The following is a 22,112-nucleotide window of genomic DNA, read 5'->3' as shown; positions in this document are numbered from 1 at the left end:
TTATTAGCCTCTGAAATTTACTTTTAGATGTAAGATTTGTTTGATGGGTGATTTAAGATAAAGTTTCATTAGACAGCAAAATTGCTGAATTAATTGCAGCCACCATGCTCCCTGAGGATGCTTTTCCCGTGCCTGCAAGATCTAAAGCGGTACCGTGATCAACCGAAGTTCTTATTATCGGTAAACCCAGGGTGATATTGATGGCGTGGCCAAAACCGACATGTTTTAAAACCGGTAAACCCTGATCATGAAACATCGCTAACACCGCATCTGCTGTATCGAGATACTTTGGTGTAAATAACGTATCCGCTGGTAATGGACCTGATAGATTCATTCCCTGATCTTTAAATGATTTGATGACCGGTTGAATCGTATCAATTTCTTCCATGCCTAAATGACCGTCTTCACCTGCGTGTGGATTCAAGCCGCAGATTAAAATATGAGGGTTTTTAATGCCAAACTTATGAATAAGGTCATGGTTTAAGATGGAAATGACCTTTGTTAAAGACTCTTTAGTGATAGCTGCACTAACGTCTTTTAAAGGCAAATGCGTGGTAGCTAACGCAACTCGTAAATCATCTGCAGCTAGCATCATCACCGGAAGTTCTGCTTGTGTTAGTTCTGCCAAAAATTCCGTATGACCGGTAAATGCAACACCAGACTCGTTGATGATACCTTTGTGTAAAGGGGGAGTGACCATCGCATCAAATTCGCCAGATAGGCATCCTTTCGTTGCGATTGTTAAGGTATCTAGAACATACGAAGCATTTTCTTTGTTTAGAATGCCAGCAGAAACGGGTTCGGTACAGGGGGTGTCAATTATCTTGATAACCCCTTTGTTATTTTCTGCTCTTGGCAAAGAAGCGTCATAGTCTGAAAAAGATACAGGTATACCTAGCTGGTCAGATCGTTGCTGCATCATTTTCTTATCTGCAATAACAATTAATTCTGCAGGAAATAAAGTATCAGCGAGCTGAATAATTAGATCTGGACCAATTCCACTGGGTTCTCCAGAGGTGATAGCTAAACGAGGAATATTCATGACATTAGTTTGCTGTGTTAATTTGTATTTATAAAGTTATGAATAAAAGCATAGTTATGGCTGTAAATTATAACTTCGTAAAAACTATAGGTTTAAACGATATTCGACAAATGCCTGATCACGTAAGCTTTTCAACCAATTCTTAAAGCCTTCTTCCTGTTTTTTATCGCTAATAAGCGTTTGAGCTTGTGTCTTCAACGCATCTCTCGTCTGGTCACTGACTTTACGCTCTAATACTTCAATAATATGCCAGCCAAATTTAGTTTGAACGGGTTGGCTAAGTGTATTCAAAGGCAAAGAGTTGACGGCTTTGGCAAAAGGAGGAACAAATATAGCCGGATTTGATATTGGCATTTCACCGCCTTTTTCTGCGCTGCCTTTGTCAGCAGAGTTTTCTTTAGCGAGTTTGTTAAAGTTCTCTCCAGCAAGAATACGATTACGTATTTGAATGGCTTTGATTCTTCCATTTGGAGTGTCAGCAGAAACTAGTATATGGCGCACTCTAGCTTGTTTTGTCTCTGTTCTCTTGCCACCGCGTTGTTCAATCAGTTTGAGAATATGAAATCCTCTTTCATCTCTAACCACTTGCGATAATTCTCCTTCACCAATAAGGCTTAAGCTACGCATATAAGCAGGGCTTAAAGTACTTGATTCTTTCCAGCCAAGCTCCTGACTTGTTGCACCCATTTTACTTAGAGTAGCTTTAGGAATAGTGGATTTTCCTAACAGCAGTTTTCTTAATTGCTGGGCGCGATTGTAATTAGTATTAAATTGCTGAACACCTTGGCCATTTTTATTCGGGATGAAGATATCAATGAAGCGATACTGAACGCCTTTGTTTAAAGAAAAGCTTTCAGCCTGTATCAAATCATCTACTTCAGATTCAGAAATACTTTTATTACTAACTTGTTGTCTTTTTCTTAAGGTATTCATATAAAGACGATCGCGAATATTTTCACGGAAATCTTTGTAGTTATATCCTTCATTAATCAAAGCAATTCTAAACTTTTGCAGGTCTAGTTTGTTTTGTTCTGCTAATGACTGCATAGCTTGGTCAACAGCTGTGTCATCAATTTTAATACCGACTGCTTTAGCTCTCTGTACCTGAATTTTATCCAAAATAAGCTTTTCCATCGCTTCTTTGATTAATGTTTGCTCAGATACATTTTGTTTGTTTGAACGCTTTGCTTTTATAGCTTCCGCTTTAACTTCGCTGATCATAATAACGTCGTTGTTAACGATCGCTGCAATGCTATCCAGCGTTTTGTCAGCAGCGATACCAGTATTGGCAAATAAAACACAGCCAAGAGCTAGTAAAAATTTATTTGATGATCTTAAAAAGTTGTTAATAATCGTCATATCCGTATATATTTTCCTTAATTTGGCTTGTTGCACTTCTACCAATATTTCCTAATCCTTTGAGTTCGAATTCAAGGTAGACTGGATTGTCATAGGTTATATTATCTGATGTCAGATAACGTTTCACTACTAGTCTGGTTTTCCAGCAGCAATCTTGATATTCAATGCCTACAAGTGATTCCAGATTTCTATTATTTTTCAGGTCTTGGTCAGTACTAGCAACCATCGACCATTTGTCGTTAATAGGTAATGCACCTGAAAAACTTAATTGTTTCAGTTCGGTATCTAATTTGCGTAAACTGATGTTGGCAATACGCTTTTTGTCATCCTGATAGTTTAAACGAAGATAATAACTTGAATCGCTGCTATCTTCGTTATTCACACTGGCAGTCGTAGATAACCTGAAATTATCATTTAATCTGCCACTTAATTCCAATACTAGATCAGAGCGTGTGCCAGTAGAAATAGTTCCCCCGGGAAGGGTAACTTTTCTATCTGTAAAGTTAAACACCTGGCCAATACTTGTTTTAAATAGTTCTCTACCCAATTCCCGGTTCTGGATTCTTGAGGTAACGGCAAACGTCAGCTTATTGTTATCAGCAATGCGGTCTTTACCGGTAAACCGGTTTTCTAGAAATAATTGATTACTCTCAGAAAAATTAGTGAGGGCGGTATCAAAAATAGGAATGTCGCTCTGATCCTTATAGGGAGTATAAGTATAAAAAAGGCGAGGTTCTAAAGTTTGCGTATATTTATTGTTTTTAAGCTGTCGGTCGAAGAATAGCCCTGCATCGAGGGTAACGGTCGGTAATGTTCGGTCAATACTTGAATCGGTATAAGTGTCTTCGTCTGAGGTGGAAATATCTAGTGAATAGATTGTATGTTCGAGACTTAGCTTAGGTTTAAAGTACCAGGCATCATCTCCCCATTTTTTAGATGCGGTGAATTTAATATCTGCTCTTGCACCGTTTGTTTCATCAGCTTTGTCGAAGTAGACTAGTTCTGAGTCTAAACCTACTTTTAGCTCATTTGGCCCACTTTTAGGGGCATAGCCTAGCTTTAGTTCGGGTAATTTGGAATACGGGTCATCGTCACTATCCAGTACTTGATAATCTTCAACGGCAATACTTGCATTCCATGGCGTGTCTTTTGTTACAAATTCTAAGCGCCTTTGCAAAGCAGGTCGTGTACTGGTTTCTAGTGATGATGAAAAGTCATCGAAAAAGTCAGCGTCGGATACGCCTTCTGCTTTGAGGTTTAAGCGTGTTTGTTTGTTGAATTTCGTTTGATGATCTACCTTGAAATAATAGCGCATTTGATCTTCGTACGACTGGTCTTCAGGGATGAAATCGTATTCGAGTGTACCTTTGCTTTTTTGAGTCAGATAACGAAATTCATTATCAATTTGCACACCGGTATTGTTGATTGTTGTTAATCTAAATGTGGCGTCATAATTGGGTGCTAAATTTAAGTAATAGGGGAGTGATATACCTTCGTTCGATTGCAGTTTTACACTAGGGGTAAGAAAACCGGATAGTCTCTGATCATTCATCGGAAACCTGAGCCACGGAAAATAAAAAACAGGTACTTTTCCGACGTTGAATGTAACGTTTTTTGCATTACCAATTTGAGTTTCATTATTCAGAATAATGTCTGATGATGCCAAATGCCAGCTATCCATATTTGCTGGGCAGCTAGTAAAGGTAGCGTCTTGTAACTGCAGGCGTTTATCATCTATTTTCTTGATTTCTGTGCTTTTACCTCTTAGCCCACTGTCGCCAACCGAGTATGTTGCATCTTTAATTGTGCCTGTTTTACTTTTAAGGTTGTACTCGATATCAGGGCTTTTAAGCTCATAATTAGTATCAGTAAGTACAACATTTCCTCGCGCATTTATCTGTTCGTTATCACGGTTGAGTTGCGCTTGATCTGCGTTAAATACAGTTGTATTTTGTTGAATGATAATGTCGCCATTCAGTGTCGAAATACCTTGTTTTTTGATGCTGCCTGAATCAGCTTCAAGATAGATTGCATCCTTAACAGGCTTATCTGTAATTAATTTTTGTAATGAGTTTAACGTTTTAGAACTTGATGCTGTTTGTTGCGGCACTACACAAGACGCAAATTCTTCTGCATTTATTGTTTTAGCGTTGGATGCCGAAAATAAGGCAAAAAATCCAGTGCAGAGAATAGTTTTAAGAGAGGTAGAAAATTTCACGAGCCGATTATACGTTTGAATGCGTTTTATTTGCTACTACTTCGTTAGTGTTGATAAAAATTAAACACTTAACTCGTGTAAATAGTTTTAGGCGGTAGATTTCAGTCGAGTGATTCGGGATATTCGAAGACCTTGAGTTCAGGGTGTATTTGCAAAAGCGTTAAATGTCCTAAATCTTGTTCTTTTATGTATGAAGCACCGGTATCAATATAATACAAATTACTTATCTTCATTGGTTTTGGTATTGGCGTATGTCCCATCACGACAAGATCTATACCTTCTACACGTTCTGTTTCGCCGGTTAGTTGGATATATTTATAACGGTTACGTGACCACATCAAGTAATCTATGATTTCGTTATCTACATGAATATCGTGAACCAGTTTTTGCCATGATACGCCTACGGGGATATCCGCATGTACGATACCTATTTTTCCAATGTTAGTGGCTATTTCGATGGCAATTGGGAGTTCTTTAATACGGTCGCGAATTTCAAATTGAGTATCAATGTCGATATCTTGCCACCAATCGCCACCGTTGTTTTCTACCCAGCTGCGATAGGTGGTTTTTTTATGTTGTGATTCTAATAACATCATCTCATGGTTTCCCTTGATAGAAAAAAACCATGGTTTATCTAAAAACTCTATTACACGAAAAGATTCCGGCCCTCTATCTATTAGGTCTCCCACAGAAAAAACGCGATCTGTTTCTGGATTGAAATTCAGTTTTTCTAGCTGCGACTCTAAAAGAGAGAACATTCCATGAAGGTCGCCCACGACATAATCTTTGCCTAGTGGGTTCTCGCTAAAGTATTTAAATGGGAAAAAAGGCATCTACTTATCTTTAATAAATAATAGGGTCTCGAGGTAGTCTATAAATAGCTATCTTTAGACAAGGTAATATTGCAAAGGGTTATCCTGAATTATACTTAAAGATGAAGAGTAGGGTAAAAATAGTGATAAAGAGTCGATAATGCTAACTTGATATATACTGGTAGAGAATTCTTGCATCAAGCCATTGAGTATTGTTTAGGTTAACTCGACGCTAAATGTAACCCACCCCCCTACTTATAGGGCGTTTTTTTAGTTCTGGATATGATCAATGACAATATCTACCATTCCAATCGCTTCTTTGTTGCTGGTCTTAATTCCCGTCATTCTTGTTCTATTCATCCAGTTTTCGTGGTCATTAAATTATAAAGAAGGAATTTATGCATCCTTAAGAATGCTCGGCCAATTGATTATTGTTGGCTATCTTCTCGGGTATATATTTAGTGCAGAGAGTTATTGGGTAATACTGTTAATTCTAGTGGGAATGATTGGTCTTTCGGCGTGGATTGCATTACGGACAGTCAAAGAACAACGTATTAAACAGTACGGTTATGTATTGATCGCTTTACTGGCGGGTGGTGCGACGACCTTGGCATTAGTCACTCAAGTGGTTCTGGAATTTACGCCTTGGTATAAACCACAGTATTTAATTCCTTTAGGTGGAATGATTTTCTCTAATTGTATCAATAGCATCAGTCTGGCTGCGGATCGATTTTATGAAGAGACTAATCGTGGCACAAGTAAAATCGAAGCGAGAAATCTGGCTTACGCAAATGCGATGATTCCAGCCACAAATGCTTTGTTTGCTGTAGGTATTGTGTCCTTGCCTGGTATGATGACAGGGCAGATATTATCAGGAGTAGATCCATTGATTGCGGTTCGTTATCAAATAATGGTGATGGCTATGATCTATGGTTCTGAAGGAATATCTAGTGCGGTATATTTGTGGTTAATGAGCCGATTGCACAAAAGTCCTTAACAGACATGATGCCTGTTATTTGGTTTTTATTTCTCAGTTACTCAACTACTCAACTACATAATCATTCAATCAACGATTCAATCTCTCAAGCTAGTTAGCGAGCCAATCTGTCCTTTATCATTGATCTAATATCTAAGATATTAAATAACAGCATCATTACAAAATAACTGGCTGCTCCAATGGATAATTGAAGTAATAGCCATCCCCAGCCATTTTTATCTCTCAGCCAATATAAGCATAAACACATAACTAATGTTGCTATAACGATTTTAAACGTTTCGATAGCAGGGAAGGGTAATGAAAAGTACTTTCGACCAAAGTAAGCGCTAAGAAGGCTGCCCACGGCAAATGATGAGATCGTCGCAATCGCCGCCCCATGAATGCCCATAATAGGAATAAGCCAGTAATTTAAACCAATATTGATTATGGCGATAGCGACAGCTATCTTCACACTCGCTATGGTTTTATGCCCAAGCTGAAAGGCTAAATCAAAGTAGAAAACCTGCAATCCCAGAAGAAAAATTGCGCTAGTTATCCAGGGTAACAGAAAAATTACAGATTCTTGATAATCGAGATCTATCAATAAATGCACCAGATTAGGCCCGACAAGGTTAAGCCCAATGACCGCGGGAATGGATACCCCTAATAACAAGATCACATAATGTCTAAAATAATCGGTAGCGGCTTTCACGCCCTCGTTATCCAGAAGTTTAATAATGACAGGGTAAGCGGCAATATTAATTGCTGACATAATCATCAAAATGGAATTACCGGATAAGTCATAACCCACTGCGTAAAGCCCAGCCTGATCTTTACCTTGAATACCTGCCAACATAAAACGATCAGATACTTTGGTGATTTCTTCTACTAAAGCAGCGGCTGCTAAAGGTATGCCATAGGTTAATAAACGCTTGAATAAGCCTTTGTTAAAATCAGCTTTTTTATAGGGTAGCCACAACCTTTTGAAAACAAAGAGTGCAGGGATTGATGTTCCCAACGCAATGCCAAAAATAACTCCCGTTGCACCATAACCCATATACGAAAATAAACCGCCCAAGGTCAGCGAACAAATGGAATAGACGATGGTTAAAAACGCATAACTAGCGGGTTCTATTTTAGCGCTGAACAGGTTTTGCGTAATGGTAAATAATGCAAGTGCTATTAATAATGAAAACGAGGCTATTACCCAAAGAGATTCAGTTTTACCCCAGAAGAAGGCAGCAGCAATTAAAGCGAAAACTAAAACGACAGACGAAATTCTCAATAAACTGGTAGAAAGGGTATTGATGAATTGTGAGTCGCTATATTCTTGATTAGACCAATAACGCAAAGTCCCTGAGCTAAGCCAGTTAAATACAACGTTATGGATAAACACTGTGCCAGTAAATATCAGCGTATAAACCCCGTATTCACTCGGTGTGAGCAAATGTGTATAGAGACTTAATGCAGCAAAAGCCATTAAGCCGGGGATTAATTTTGCGAGTATATAGATACCGCTATGGCGAAATAACATTACTCCTTGGCTCGTTTACTTTCTAGGTAGCCATGTATTGCCAGCATCGTAAAAACAAACCAGGTTTCCTTACTGAAATGGGTGTGCTGGGTTATTTGGCTGACTAAAATCATCATGAGGGTGGCAATAATAAAGGCTTTTTCTGGCAGGGGGGCATGTAAGGAATAGAAAATGATACTAATAATGATCAGCAGATATATCGACAAACCTATAATTCCATTTTCTGTGAGAATGTGAATAAAACTGTTGTGGGCACTGTCGTATTCAACATGTTTGGTGCTGAGAACATATTGAAGGCTTCCAACACCATTACCAATTATTGGCGCTTGTTTCCATTGCTCAATCGATGCTCTCCAGATAACCGTTCTATTATTTAAGGTACCGCTGGAAATAGACTCACCAGAGCTATAAATTCTATTCAATGACTTTTCAGGGGCGAAAGTAAACACCATAACCAGTGAAACCATGAATAGAATGAAGAAAGTGATCTTGATTCTCATGGACGTATTTCGGTAAGTAAACAACCAGTAAGCGACGCCGATTATCGCAATGATGGCAGCGGTTCGTGTACCTGTTAAAAATACTGCAAAGATAATCGTTGGAATCGCCACAATATTAATAACTTTTAGTATCTTACTTTTGGATTGTGTAGTGATATATGCTGCCATAGGTATAGCCAACGTTAGCATGATTGATTGGCCATCAATATCTAACACAGGTATTGCATAACGCTGGTAATATATTGATTCTATTCCGTTTAGGTAATTGTAGATGATTATACCCGAACCCACTAAATTACCAAAAACATAGCTTTCATACATCAATAACATCTTGTATTTTGTATCAAGAATTAATGTCATGAGAAAGGCGATCATCAATAATTGGACGGTACTTGTGACAAGAAATTCGCCACGTGGCAGGTCGGGCGTCCACATAAGGCTGAATAATAGCCAAACCCCGAAGAGTGCGACAAAAAAGTGGAAAATATTGTAACGGGTATGTGTCCCGTGGCTCAGCAAAGAGAGTCCAGCAGCACCAAAAGCAATGATACCAAAAATACGAGTCAGTCCATCCCAGACGGCATTTCCCCATGGGATAGAAAAAATGAAGAACAGAGATAGAAATAGTGCCAATTTTACAATAAGGCTCGATTCTATTTTTGTATGACTTTCTTGTTGCTGATAGGAGATATGATTCATATCGGTTTTATTATAATTTTACAAAATACAGTGTGACTTAAAAGCCTTGTTGTGTAAATAATGGCCAGATAAGAAGTATGTCAAAACGGAATAAAGGATGCTGTTTAATACTTTATATTCGATCCTGAATAAATTCTGTAAAATTCGACTTAAGATAAAATTCTGCTTTAACCGAAGAAATGCTCACTCTATCGTGTTTAATAGTGTTAAAAAACAATAGCAAACTAGAATTATTCAGTTGTATACATAAAACCCCAATATTAAAAATTATAAACGAATATGAGCTTATCTAATTCCATTTTTTACAGTGCACGTTTCTGGTTAAAAGTAGCCACGTTGCTAGTGTTTGTGCTTTTTACCAATCAAGGGTTCAATTTTAGACTTGAATACTTAATTGAAACGAATAACACCACCACAATTATTGTGTTTGCTTTTTTGTGGTTGTTTTCGCTTTTAATTCTCCTTTTGGTGACTTTTCAGCAAAACACGCTAATCAGATTATTCTGGGCGCTGGTCATTGCTGCTACAACGGCTGTTTCTTATGGTTTTTACGCTGCAGGCGGTTCTGAATTAGAAGTGCTTGATGTTTTGGAGCTTTGGCAGGCCAGACATGAAACAGGCAGGGCGTTTGAACACTTTCATCATGCGGTTATCAAAGCCGGAATAGTTGCATTCATTGGGTTCGTCGTAATCGCTTACCCACCGCCTAAATTGACAGGAAGAGCCAGAACGCTATTAACCGCATTTGCCTGGTTGCCAATTGTGCCATTGCTTATGTTTGTTGCTCTGATTTTCATAAAATCTGATCGGGCAGTAGCAGGTTTGCCGCAACAGTTATCACCAATTTCTATTGCTACTGCGGTGGGATATAAATTATCAGTGCAGGAAATTCCGAAAAGAAAAATGGTTGAAGATAAGCCAAAATACGCCGCAAAAGTTAAACACCTTGTCTATCTGGTTGATGAAAGCATTAATCCCGATTATGTCTATACCAGTAAAGGTAAGTTGTTAGATAGCTTTATGCAGAATCAAGATAAAATCGCCAATTTTGGGACGGCAGTTTCGGGGAGTAATTGTTCTGCCAGATCAAATGCGATTTTACGTTTAGGGGCAACCAGAGATAACCTGATTGAATCTGTCAGAACCAGTCCTACTATTTGGCAATACGCGAAAAAAGCAGGTTTTCGAACCGTCTATATAGATTCTCAAGCATCTGAAAAAACGGTGACTAAACCTAATGATTTTCAAAACTATATGACCTCCGAAGAAGCTAAATTAATCGATAAGTTCTACAAAGTTAAAAATGTTGAAGGTCCGGATCTGGATTATCGCTTGCTAGAAATTATGGAAGAAGAATTACAAAGTGATAAACCTACTTTCATCTATGCCAATAAAAATGGGGCGCATTTTCCTTACGATGATAATTATCCGAAATCAGCAGAAATCTATCTGCCGGTGCCTACAGGTGAAGAAAACAGTGGTCTGGATGGACTAATGGAACTCTACGCAGATGGTTCGATGGAGCCTGTTATTAATACTTATAAAAACTCCATTTACTGGACCGTGGATAAGTTTTTTGAAAAGCTATTTGACGAAGTTGATTTAAGCGATACAGCAATTATCTATACGTCAGATCATGGGCAATATTTTGAACCATCCAGTACTACGCACTGTACTTCTGGCGAGAATGCACCTGCTACTGAAGGACTCGTTCCATTGATGGTGATGACGGATAAAAAGCCATTGTTATCAAATTTTGTGGAATCTGCAGCGACTAATTATAATCGAACTGACCAGTTCTCATTATTCCCCACGGTACTTGATTTATTAGGTTATTCAGAAGAATTACAAAATCAATATGGACCTGATTTACTAGATCCTATTTTAAATAACGTATCAGCATTCAATACTGGCGATATTTTAGGGGTGATTTCAAAAGACACCGTTTGGCGTGAAGTGAGTCAACAAGAACGAATTCAACTGGTACCGAATGCGCCGCTTCAAGCGCCACTCAAAGTTCAGGCTCATTAAGTTAATGTAAAATAAGCTTATTTCAGGATAATTTGGTGTCTATCGCCAATTAAATATAATCTATATTTGAGCAACAGAAACTAATAAAAAAGTGCCCCAAAGTGGGGGGGTGTGTTTTAATGTTAATCAAATACTAAGCTTCAATTGATAATGACAAATACCCTAGAAAACGCACAATCTATCCTTCAAAAAACATTCGGTTACAGTGAATTCCGACACAATCAGCAACAGATTGTGCAGCAGTTGATTGATGGTGGTGATGCGTTTGTTTTGATGCCAACCGGTGGCGGTAAGTCCTTATGTTATCAAATCCCTTCGTTAACACGCGAAGGCGTCGGTGTAATCGTTTCGCCTTTAATAGCATTGATGCAGGATCAAGTTGATACCCTGAATCAGTTAGGTATTCGCGCGGCTTATTTGAATTCTACCCTGAGTTCAGAAGAAGCCCGAGATGTACAGCAAGCGTTGTTTAATGATGAATTAGATATGCTCTATGTAGCACCTGAGCGGTTGTTGGGTGAACATACCTTGCAAATGCTAGAGCGGTGTAAAATTTCGTTATTTGCGATTGATGAAGCGCACTGTGTATCGCAATGGGGGCATGATTTTCGCCCTGAATACCAACGCCTTTCGGTGTTGCCAGAACGCTTTCCTAATGTGCCGCGAATTGCATTAACGGCTACCGCCGACAAACGTACCCGCCACGAAATCATACAACAACTGAATTTAAGTGAAGCAGGGGTCTACACCAATAGCTTTGACCGACCGAATATTAATTACAACATTTCAGAAGCGCAAAACGGGCGCGATAAATTATGGAAGTTCATCAAGGAAAATCATCCGAATGATGCTGGAATCGTCTATTGTTTATCTCGTAAAAAAGTAGAATCTACCGCTGAATGGCTAACTAAACAAGGCGTTACCGCTTTACCTTATCATGCCGGCTTAGGTGCAAATATTCGCGCGCATAATCAACAACGGTTTTTACGGGAAGAAGGCATTATTATCGTAGCAACGATTGCCTTTGGTATGGGAATTGATAAACCTAATGTGCGGTTTGTCGCCCACCTAAGCTTGCCTAAAAATATCGAAGCGTATTATCAGGAAACCGGTCGTGCAGGACGTGATGGCGCTCCAGCGAATGCCTGGATGAGTTATGGTTTGCAAGATGTGATTACCTTGCGCCAAATGATGCAAGATAGCGTTGGAAACGATGACTATAAGCGAATAACCCAGCAAAAACTCGATTCCATGTTAGGACTGTGTGAGCTAGCAAGTTGTCGTCGGCAAACCATTCTCGGATACTTTGATGAAGAATTACTGGAGCCCTGTGGGAATTGCGATAACTGTTTAAACCCACCTGAAACCTGGGATGCGACGGAAGATGCACAAAAAGCACTGTCAACGGTTTACCGAACGGGACAACGTTTTGGTGTTTCCTATGTCACCGATATTCTTATGGGTAAAACTGATGATCGTATTGCACAAAATCAACACGATAAAGTAACCACCTGGGGCATTGGTGCGCATCTGAAGCAAATTGAATGGCGCAGCTTATATCGTCAATTAATTGCACAAGGTTATCTCACAATCAATATGGAGAAGTTTGGTGCGCTCGAACTCACCGAGGCCGCACGACCATTATTACGCGGGGAAATAGAGTTATTCGCACGTAAAGTTAAGAAGGCTGAGAAAGTCACCACTAAAAAAGGCAAAGCAAAAGCCGACTTACGTAGCATGGACGAACCTTTGTTCGAAGCAATGCGAGTACTTAGAAGTTCTCTGGCAGATGAGCAAGGGGTCCCACCTTATGTGATTTTCAGTGATGCCAGTCTTATTGAGATGGCTCGTCAACGTCCACAAGACGCTAATGCGTTTAAGTTTATTAGTGGTGTGGGCGAAATGAAATTAGAACGTTACGGCAAGCAGTTCATGCAGGTGATCAAAGATAACCCGTTGCCAAAAATGTTCAGAAATAATTTTTCAGATACCATCAATGAAACGCTCACGCTTCATAACGATGGCATGAGTGTTCAAGAAATATCTGAAAAACGTGATTTGAGCTCATCCACTATTTATTCGCACTTGGCGGATGTGATTGAAGCGGGAATGCTAAAGTCCTGGGATGTTTTGGAACTCGATGATGAGGATATCGCGACTATCGAACGTACGGCAGAATTCTTGAATACCAAGGAAGAGGGCGCATTAAAGCCCTTGTTTGAAGAGCTTGACGGCGAATGGAATTATGGCGTGTTACGTTGTGTCGTGAGCGGTTTATAAGGCTGTAAAAGTCTGTTTTTGATTTAATCGAAAGCCGTATTTTTCACCACTGCGACGGTAAACGCTTAAGAATACTCACTTGTTTTCTTTCTACGGAAATATAGCCGCCTTTCTTGAGGTCTTTAAAAATTCTACTGATCATTTCACGAGATGAGCCTATCATTTCAGCAAAATCCTGATGGGTCAGCTTTTGCGTAATAAGCACCCCGTCTGCGTTTTCTTCGGCCTGTTTGTATAAGGTTTCAATCAACCGACCGTAAATATCTCTGGAGGTGAGCGAACAGATGGTTTGATCCATTGTTCGTATGCGGCTTGTTAGTGATTTAAATAGCGGCCAGCAAGCGGTAGGGTGCGTATCAATAAAGTCTTTAAACCTAACATGGTCTAAATTAAGTACTGTGCTGTCTTCAAGGGTATATACCGTAGCCGAGCGCGGAGCGTCATCCAGCAGGCTCAGTTCGCCAAAGAAATCACCATTATTTAAAAAGGTAAATATAGTTTGATTGCCTTCTTCATCGGTCGCAAATACTTTTAAACGCCCATAAACAATGACGAATAAACTACGACTCAAGTCTCCTTGATTAATGACGATGGTATTTTTCTTATACTTAATTTCTTTCATCATGCCAGCTAGCTCTGTTAGCTCTGACATGTTCATTCCTTTGAAAAACTCTATATTTTCTAACTGCTTAGCGCGATTAGTTAATAATAAGTTAGAATCATTAAGACTGCTACTCATTGACTTCCCTCTTATTACTTGTATGTTTTTTGTTATTTTTATTTCTATACAACTTCAATATTGATTAAGTAAACCTTGAGTAACTTTACTTTATATAGCGCTAAATTGTGTTAATTATTTTTTAATAGTAATTTATTTTTAATAAATAAAATGAATTACAGGTTTAATCTGGGCTTATTGATAAAGATGATTAAATGAAGATAAGCTAATAGCGAATGATGAAACCATTAGCCAAATAAAGTCCTTAGCCGTTTAGAAAGCCTATAGACATAGACAACATTAGCAATTAAAAAAAAGCCCTATAAGTAGGGGGGTGCCTAAGAAAAAAGAGGACTTTTATTTCTTCATTAATCCAAATGCTAACAACGCAATTCCCAATGAACCAAGGCCTAAGGATATGGGAGAGGTGTAAGAAGACACCAGAAGCAATGGAGAGCTAGAAAGAACGGCACTAATAATTAACACACCACCAGTGACGGTATAAGTGGTTCTTTGATTGGCTTGTTTAATCTCTTCACGCAGTGCTTGAATCTGTCGTGATTCAGATTCTGAATTGCTATTTTTTTCATGAATTTGGCGGATCACTTCATTAATCATCACCGGCATGTGTGGCAACTGTTCGACGAATTTGGGTAAGTTTTCCTTAGCACCATTGAATAATGATCTGATGCCGGATTGTTCATCCATCCAACGCTGTATGAAAGGTTTGGCGGTTACCCATAAATCCAGATCTGGGTAGAGTTCACGACCCATGCCTTCGATATTTAGCAGTGTTTTTTGCAGTAACACCAGTTGTGGTTGCACTTCCATATTAAAGCGTCGCGCAGTCTGGAACAGCCTCAGCAATAGTTTGCCGTATGAAATATCTTTGATAGGTAACTGAAAGATAGGCTCGCAGACGGTACGTATCGCTGCCTCAAACTCACTGGCTTTGGTATGAGACGGTACCCATCCAGATTCTATATGGACTTCGGCGACACGTTTATAATCGCGGTTAAAAAAGGCGTGTAAATTTTCCGCGAGATAGCGTTGGTCTTGAGCCTCTAAAGAACCCATGATGCCAAAGTCCACACCGATAAAAGTGGGGTCTTTAGGGTTACTGATATCGATAAAAATATTCCCGGGGTGCATATCAGCGTGAAAGAAGTTATGTGTTAATGCCTGGGTGAAAAAGATATCAACAGCGCGTTCGCCGAGAACCTTCATGTCTACACCGTTAGCATGTAGTTGTTTGATGTCGCCAGCTGGAACGCCATAGATGCGCTCCATGACCATTACATTTTCAGCGCAGTAATCCCAGTATACATCGGGTACATACAGATCTTTTGTGCCAGAATGATTACGTCTTAATTGACTGGCATTGGCGGCTTCTCGGCCTAAATCTAGCTCATCAAATATAACTTTTTCATAATCCTGTACCACTTCTACAGGTCGTAAACGTTTACCGACAGCGCTAAAACGATTCACCATTTTTGCGATGAAAAGCATTAAGTCGATATCGTGACGAATGGTTTTTTCTATGCCAGGTCGAACGACTTTGACGATTGCTTCTTTACCATCCTGTAAGGTAGCGGTATGCACCTGTGCGATAGATGCCGACGCGAGGGGTGTTTCATCGAAGTCTTGAAAGAGTTCGTTAACTGACTTGCCTAAAGACTTTTCAATAATTTCACGGGCTAATTTGCCTGAGAAAGGCGGCACGTTATCCTGCAACTTGGCGAGTTCATCTGCTAAATCGTCGGGTAACATATCCCGTCTCGTTGAGAGCACTTGTCCAAATTTTACGAATACGGGTCCAAGATCTTCCAATGCTTTTCTGATGCGTTCACCACGGGGAGCACGTTCTTCTTTTTTCCAGTTCCACGGAGATATGTGATAAATAAATCGCAAAGGACGGAAAGCAGGAATGGCGTAAATCAATTCATCGAGGTTGTGACGAATCAGGACGCGATTAATGACGAAGAGCCGATAAAGCTGAGAGAAAAGATTCATGGGTGTTTTATGCTTTTTTGTTATTGCTTATTGAAGCGTTGTCAGATTTTTTAAGATTTGAAGTGAGGTTTGAAATTCTCGCATCGAGTCTATCAACGCCCATTCTTAAATCATCTACCTGATCCATATAATATTTTACTTCTGCATCAGCAGGAGAGAGCTTAGCTTCTTCATTAATATATTCTGCGGTATTCATTTTCATTGCATCATTGGTTTCATTCAACCAGCGACTTGCCCCGCGAATAAACTGTCCTGCCTGATGTGCAACAATATCTCCGACTAATCTGGATAAGTGTTCTTCCCAATCGATATCTATCTCTCTGAGAACAGCGCTGAATTTTTCTGCAACACGCATATCTCCGTCTATCTCAACATCGCTCTTGAGTAATGTTTCCCCAGAGTTCTCGGCAGTGCTCAAACGAATCAATGCCATTGGTGATCCATGAATCGTGGCATCGACCATTCCGCCTTCATTTTCTTTGGGGTAATTACCAAGAACGCTTATGCCAGCAACAGCAGGAAGAAAGTATAAATTCAGCTCGAGCCCCGTTATGTGAAAACGAATGATTTTTCCTTCTAAGGGCTTCAGTTTTTCCAAAGACTCGCCATCAAGTTTCATCCAGGTATTTATGGCTGTCTCGATGGCTGATAGAAAGGGTATGGGAAGTTTCATTGAGCGTATTCTTTAATAAGAGATAATTGTAATAGCGATGACTACAGATAACTTAAAATTTATATCCTGTATGTAACGCAACAACTCCGCCTGTCATATTGTGATACGAGGTACGTTCAAAGCCTGCTTCGTCCATCATGCCTTTCAATGTTTCCTGATCGGGGTGCATTCGGATGGATTCTGCAAGGTAGCGATAACTGTCTTCATCATTCGCTACGACTTTACCAATGAGTGGTAATAATTTAAAAGAATACTGATCGTAAATAGTACTCAGACCAGGTACGACAGGTTTTGAAAACTCGAGAATCATTAACTTTCCACCCGGTTTCAAAACGCGATACATAGATTTTAAGGCCGCATCTTTATCCGTTACATTTCGTAAGCCAAAAGCGATGGTAATCAGGTCGTATTTATTGTCTGCAAATGGTAGGCATTCGGCATTCGCCTGTACGTATTCGATATTGCCTGCAATACCCATATTGGTTAATCGCTGACGGCCATTTTCAAGCATCGAGCCGTTAATATCCGAGAGTGTGACTAGACCATTAGGGCCGACTATACGGGCAAATTTTGCCGCTAAATCCCCAGTGCCACCTGCTAAATCAAGAATAGTGTCGCCTTTTTTAGCGCCTGATGTTTCTATCGTATATCGCTTCCATAAACGGTGTACGCCAGCCGACATTAAATCATTCATTATGTCGTACTTATCTGCAACAGAATGGAATACGTCTGCTACTTTGCTCGCTTTATCGGTTACTGGTACTTGTTCGTAACCGAAATGCGTAGTCTCTTGAACATCTTGTTTAGACATAATTGGATACCTGGTTATTACTTAAAACGGGGCTTATTTCTATAATTTATAAATAGATATAGGCTGTTTAAATATTAATCAAAACAGTGTTTTAGTAAATAAGTTAATAAATTTGTGAGCTATGATATCAATAATATTACAGGCGTACCTTGATATTTTAATCACTGAAGCGTGTTTATGAACTATTTAATGGCAACTTCGCCACTAAACACTATCAAGGTTTAAACACTTCCTAAAATGGATGTTTTTGGAAGTTTAAAGCAAGTTATAAAATAGTATGGAGACTATCTCAATGAAAATTGTATCAATCAAACGATTGGTTTTATTACTAATCCTCAGTTTTGGAAGTGTTTTGACACTGCCAGCTTACGCATGGCCAGATACTGACGAAATGAATATGTGCGGAGCCGCTGCTAAAAATGTACGTGCTTACGGTGGTCAATTTCGAGGTTGGGCAGCTCATGACAACTATATAGCGCAACGTGGAAAAGGGTATTACTACCGTACTAATTGCCCTGAGTCGAAGGCGACTAAGAACTACAAAGGCAAGAATTGGACGCCTGGTGCAAAGATGCGCGTTAAGCCAAAAATGCACAAAAAGCGCATGCACAAAAAACATAGAATGCATAAGAAACACCACGCTCACAATCCTAATCACAAGAACCATGCAGATTGTATTCGCGTTGATGCCATGAATAATAGTGCTATTTTTATCAAAAAAGCGACTCGCGGTTTACAAGCAAATCGCTTACAAACAGTCGACGCTAACTTTTACCGTCAAGCTCAAGCTGTATTGAATACGACTAAAGTAAAGCGCGCAGCTAAGGTTCATAGAAAAGCGCATAACCCAAATCATAAAAATCATGCGGATTGTATTCGTGTTGATGGTTTGAATGCATCAAATAGCAGTGCAGTTAGAGTCGTTCGAAGAATTCGTTAAAACGCTTCAAGCTTTATCACAGAAAAAGCAGGCACCTCGTAGGGGTGGCTGCTTTTTAATGCCTGAACGACCGGTTCCAGGTATTCATCGGCACAAACCATTTCGACCTTGAATTCTTCTAGGCTTTCAAGCGTATTAACCTCACCGATATGGGGTTTACTTCCTGGCAATGGTTTAAATTGACCTTTCCCTAACGTTTGCCACGCGCATTCCTGATAATTTCCAACAATACCCGCACCAGCATCAAACATGGCTTGTTTGACCGCTTCGCAATCTTTGACTGGAACGTAGAAGCTGATTTGAAATAAATTGCTGATGGATTGAGATGGGGTATTCAGCGTTTCTTGATTGGAGTCTTGGTATTGTTTAGACATGGCGATATAATCCTCTATTACTTAATGAATAGCACAGTTACGATTTGTAATAAGTGTAAGACTAAAATGAGCTTGTGGCGATATAAGTAGCTAAAGGCCAAGAAGAGTTTAGGACGAATATGAGTGTGAAGAAAGCAGAACAGGGTGTGAAACTACGTGGTGCAGAAAAAGTAGCGCGAATCCCGATAAAAGTCATACCAAGTACAGAAATCAAACGTAAACCTTCATGGATACGTGCCAAAGCGCCAACTACGCCTGAAGTCAGGCGATTAAAAGAAGTATTGCGTGAACAGAAATTAGTGACTGTGTGTGAAGAAGCTGCATGCCCAAATTTAGGTGAGTGTTTCACAAAAGGTACTGCTACTTTCATGATTATGGGTGATATCTGTACGCGACGTTGTCCGTTTTGTGATGTTGGTCATGGTCGTCCAGAACCGTTAAATGTAGATGAACCAGCAAGTCTTGCAGAAACCATCAAAGCAATGGCACTGCGATATGTTGTTATTACCTCTGTAGATCGTGATGACTTACGTGATGGTGGAGCACAACATTTTGTCGATTGCATAAATGCAGTTCGTGAGAGTAACCCAGACATTCAAATAGAAATCCTAACGCCTGATTTTAGAGGCCGTATGGATATCGCTCTTGAAATCATGACTAAATCTCCGCCTAACGTATTCAATCATAATTTAGAAACAGTGCCTCGCTTGTATAAGCAATCACGTCCTGGTTCTGATTATCAATGGTCACTGGATTTAATTAAGAAATTCAAAGCAATGCACCCGGGAGTTCCGACTAAATCCGGTTTAATGCTAGGACTTGGTGAAGAGATTGACGAAGTCAAGGCAGTTATGCAGGACTTACGCGATCACGATTGTGAAATGTTAACCCTTGGTCAATACCTACAACCCAGTCTTGATCATTTGCCGGTGGAAAGATTCGTAACCCCAGATGAATTTAAAGAACTAGAAGTGGTAGGTTACGAGATGGGATTCTCGCATGTTGCCAGTGGTCCAATGGTGCGATCATCTTATTTTGCTGATGAGCAGGCAGCAGGCGTTATTTAAACGTTATAGTTATTGCTCGATCTGGCTTGTCATTGCAGACTGATTGATAAGATTACTTATTTCGGGGTAAATAATGTTTTGCCCCACATAATAAGAGCCTTCCAGACTGAGATGTCCATAGTCCCACACCAGAGGGCTATTCTTATCATCTACTTTAGCCAGACATTTATCGTCTTTCGTACAAAGCCTATCTATCAGAGATAGGTAACGAATATTCTTATTCTGTTGGTATTTCTGTTGCATTTTTTGATCCAGAGGAAGAATCCAGGGTCGAATACTGCCCAGGTACTTATCTTTAGGATCTAACGAAGTGTATGCAATTCTGGAGGGTAAAGTGCCTCTCCATTGTGGTACTGGCCCGACGATGATGTAGCTAATATTTTTATTTGCTATTTCATCGACTATTTGATCAAAGTTGTTCAGATCATGGTCTTTATGTTGGGCAAATATCACTACAGAAGGTTTATGTGTTTTTATAAAGTCGACTGCAAAGGTATTGCTTTCAACGCATTGCTTATAGTCATCCGTGCCCTTTTTCTTTATATTTGCACCAATGCCTAAACCCGCACCGCAAGACTGAGCTGTAGTTGCCTGAAATTTAACGTTATTCGCTTTAAATATTTTCTCTAGACCATAGGCGAGGGCATCTGCATGAGAATCTCCCCACAGAAACACACCATCATTTTGTTTAAGGTTGGAATCTATATTTGATGAAGTAGATGTCGATGTCGATGTCGAAGACTCATATCTGTTATCGATATTCAATACGCCGTAGTTTTCTTTAACGTCTTTACGCTCCATATAGTTTTCGTATTTGGAAATGTAATCGGATGCTTCCGGATGACTTAAGTAGGTGTAATTCAACATGCCATTGAAAAGGTAAATACCCGCAGAAAGCCCGAAAATAGCGAATGATAAAATCAGAGGTTTGAAGGTTATTAAGTTTTTGAAAGTAATATTTTCTAATTTATACCTTTTCTTTTCAAACAAGGAATACGAAATATAACCAAGTACAATAGACACTAAAATGCCAAAAACTTTACTGTAAAGATTGTCGTATTCATTTTTGAATAAGAATACATGCACAATCCAGTGCCACAGATAAATTGAATAAGAAATCTTACCGATAAAAAGTGAGAGTCGATTTGTCGTAAAAGGTGAATTTTCGGTATGACTGATGATAATTAAGTAAGCACCAACAACAGGCAGTAACGACATATAACCCGGCCATAAATCATTCTTGGTAACAAAGATGAACGACGCCAAAATAAGCAATAAACCGATTGCTTCGATGCTCTTTTTTCTTGTAAAAGCAATGGGGTATAAGAAAGCCAGACCACCAATGGTCATCTCCCAAAATCGTGATCCCAATAAGTAGTAAGCAGCGCTCGGGCTGTATACACTGGCGTATAAATTATAGCTGAAGCCCAGTAGTGTGATTACTATCAGTAATTTTTTGATGTTATTAATCGATAGAAATTTACTTAAAAAGAGCAGAAAAACCGGATATATGAGATAGAACTGCCATTCCACGGATAAAGACCATGTGTGTAGTAACAGATTATTTTCAACACCAGGAGCAAAGTAACTCGATTCAAGCCAGTAGATGATATTTGAAATAAACACCGAACTTGCGGCTGAGTTAATCCCGAGGTTTCTGTAATCCGCAGGGGTTAATACAAACCAGCCTATGATTAACAGTGTGGCACAGAGCGCAAATAACGGAGGTATGATTCTATTGGCTCTGGCAGCATAAAACCTTAAGATTGAAAAACTATCGTTTGCAATGCCCTTAAAAATTATTCCAGTCATCAAAAAGCCTGAAATAACAAAGAAAATATCGACACCCGCAAATCCACCAGGAGCCCATGCGGGTTCGAAATGGAAAAGCATTACTACCATTACAGCGATAGCTCTTAATCCATTTATGTCTTCTCTAAAATTCAATGGTGGTCTCAACTATTCAATATCTGTCTATTAACGTTCTATAGAAATAGATTCAAACAAGCATTTGAAAATGAAAATTGTGAAACTGCGTTAAGGTGTGTTTTTCTTTCATAACTAT

17 protein-coding genes are annotated in these 22,112 nt (G+C 39.4%); 5 read left to right on the top strand and 12 right to left on the bottom strand.

What is annotated here, in order from left to right; genetic code table 11:
* Positions 1–52: 52 nt before the first annotated feature.
* The 4 genes from pdxA to EV695_RS09305 form a co-directional block, all read right to left on the bottom strand.
* Positions 53–1,042 (bottom strand): 4-hydroxythreonine-4-phosphate dehydrogenase PdxA, encoded by a 990-nt coding sequence (pdxA, locus tag EV695_RS09320; protein ID WP_207907028.1) that lies wholly within the window; start codon positions 1,040–1,042, stop codon positions 53–55.
* A gap of 84 nt (positions 1,043–1,126) precedes the next feature.
* The gene (locus EV695_RS09315; RefSeq protein ID WP_131905655.1) at positions 1,127–2,401 is read right to left on the bottom strand and encodes a peptidylprolyl isomerase; all 1,275 of its coding nucleotides are present in this window, start codon (positions 2,399–2,401) and stop codon (positions 1,127–1,129) included.
* Positions 2,388–4,619, bottom strand: a complete 2,232-nt coding sequence (locus tag EV695_RS09310; RefSeq protein ID WP_131905654.1) for an LPS-assembly protein LptD — start codon at positions 4,617–4,619, stop codon at positions 2,388–2,390. The genes EV695_RS09315 and EV695_RS09310 overlap by 14 nt, the downstream gene beginning before the upstream one ends.
* A 101-nt stretch (positions 4,620–4,720) precedes the next feature.
* Entirely contained in the window at positions 4,721–5,452 is a 732-nt protein-coding gene (locus EV695_RS09305; protein WP_131905653.1) for a metallophosphoesterase, read from the bottom strand.
* A gap of 268 nt (positions 5,453–5,720) precedes the next feature.
* Between EV695_RS09305 and EV695_RS09300 the strand changes: the two genes are divergently transcribed.
* Positions 5,721–6,428, top strand: coding sequence for an ABC transporter permease (locus EV695_RS09300; RefSeq protein ID WP_131905652.1), 708 nt, complete (start codon positions 5,721–5,723; stop codon positions 6,426–6,428).
* A gap of 94 nt (positions 6,429–6,522) precedes the next feature.
* Here EV695_RS09300 and EV695_RS09295 read toward each other — a convergent pair whose 3' ends face one another.
* Both EV695_RS09295 and EV695_RS09290 read right to left on the bottom strand, forming a co-directional pair.
* Positions 6,523–7,941 (bottom strand): oligosaccharide flippase family protein, encoded by a 1,419-nt coding sequence (locus tag EV695_RS09295; RefSeq protein WP_131905651.1) that lies wholly within the window; start codon positions 7,939–7,941, stop codon positions 6,523–6,525.
* Positions 7,941–9,140 carry an O-antigen ligase family protein gene (locus tag EV695_RS09290; RefSeq protein WP_131905650.1) on the bottom strand — a complete coding sequence of 400 codons (1,200 nt, stop codon included), beginning with the start codon at positions 9,138–9,140 and terminating at the stop codon, positions 7,941–7,943. The genes EV695_RS09295 and EV695_RS09290 overlap by 1 nt, the downstream gene beginning before the upstream one ends.
* A 279-nt stretch (positions 9,141–9,419) precedes the next feature.
* On the opposite strand from EV695_RS09290, the gene EV695_RS09285 reads away from it, so the two are divergent.
* Both EV695_RS09285 and recQ read left to right on the top strand, forming a co-directional pair.
* Entirely contained in the window at positions 9,420–11,171 is a 1,752-nt protein-coding gene (locus tag EV695_RS09285) for a sulfatase-like hydrolase/transferase (RefSeq protein WP_131905649.1), read from the top strand.
* A 150-nt stretch (positions 11,172–11,321) separates the two neighbouring features.
* Positions 11,322–13,451, top strand: coding sequence for a DNA helicase RecQ (recQ, locus tag EV695_RS09280; protein ID WP_131905648.1), 2,130 nt, complete (start codon positions 11,322–11,324; stop codon positions 13,449–13,451).
* Positions 13,452–13,494: 43 nt separating this feature from the next.
* On the opposite strand, the gene EV695_RS09275 is transcribed toward recQ, so the two are convergent.
* The 4 genes from EV695_RS09275 to ubiE all read right to left on the bottom strand — a co-directional run bounded on the left by EV695_RS09275 (position 13,495) and on the right by ubiE (position 17,666).
* Positions 13,495–14,190 carry a Crp/Fnr family transcriptional regulator gene (locus tag EV695_RS09275; RefSeq protein WP_131905647.1) on the bottom strand — a complete coding sequence of 232 codons (696 nt, stop codon included), beginning with the start codon at positions 14,188–14,190 and terminating at the stop codon, positions 13,495–13,497.
* Positions 14,191–14,526: 336 nt separating this feature from the next.
* Complete coding sequence (ubiB, locus tag EV695_RS09270) at positions 14,527–16,182, bottom strand: ubiquinone biosynthesis regulatory protein kinase UbiB (protein ID WP_131905646.1); 1,656 nt, start codon at positions 16,180–16,182, stop codon at positions 14,527–14,529.
* Positions 16,183–16,189: 7 nt separating this feature from the next.
* On the bottom strand, positions 16,190–16,855 hold the full coding sequence (locus EV695_RS09265; protein WP_131905645.1) for a ubiquinone biosynthesis accessory factor UbiJ: 666 nt from the start codon (positions 16,853–16,855) through the stop codon (positions 16,190–16,192).
* 52 nt (positions 16,856–16,907) lie between these two features.
* Complete coding sequence (gene ubiE / locus EV695_RS09260) at positions 16,908–17,666, bottom strand: bifunctional demethylmenaquinone methyltransferase/2-methoxy-6-polyprenyl-1,4-benzoquinol methylase UbiE (RefSeq protein ID WP_131905644.1); 759 nt, start codon at positions 17,664–17,666, stop codon at positions 16,908–16,910.
* Positions 17,667–17,958: 292 nt separating this feature from the next.
* Here ubiE and EV695_RS09255 point away from each other — a divergent pair, with 292 nt between their 5' ends.
* A complete protein-coding gene (locus EV695_RS09255) occupies positions 17,959–18,606 on the top strand; it encodes a hypothetical protein (protein WP_131905643.1) in 648 nt (215 codons plus the stop codon).
* Here EV695_RS09255 and EV695_RS09250 read toward each other — a convergent pair.
* Entirely contained in the window at positions 18,603–18,980 is a 378-nt protein-coding gene (locus tag EV695_RS09250; RefSeq protein ID WP_243651547.1) for a YqfO family protein, read from the bottom strand. The two genes, EV695_RS09255 and EV695_RS09250, sit on opposite strands and share 4 nt — an antisense overlap.
* A gap of 119 nt (positions 18,981–19,099) precedes the next feature.
* Here EV695_RS09250 and lipA point away from each other — a divergent pair, with 119 nt between their 5' ends.
* Positions 19,100–20,047, top strand: coding sequence for a lipoyl synthase (gene lipA, locus EV695_RS09245; RefSeq protein ID WP_131905642.1), 948 nt, complete (start codon positions 19,100–19,102; stop codon positions 20,045–20,047).
* Positions 20,048–20,056: 9 nt separating this feature from the next.
* On the opposite strand, the gene EV695_RS09240 is transcribed toward lipA, so the two are convergent.
* Positions 20,057–21,994, bottom strand: a complete 1,938-nt coding sequence (locus EV695_RS09240) for an acyltransferase family protein (RefSeq protein WP_131905641.1) — start codon at positions 21,992–21,994, stop codon at positions 20,057–20,059.
* Positions 21,995–22,112: the final 118 nt, after the last annotated feature.

Source organism: Cocleimonas flava (assembly GCF_004339015.1).
GTDB classification, from domain to species: Bacteria; Pseudomonadota; Gammaproteobacteria; order Thiotrichales; family Thiotrichaceae; genus Cocleimonas; species Cocleimonas flava.
Note: the sequence above shows the minus strand (reverse complement) of the source record. Positions and strands in the feature narration are given on the sequence as shown.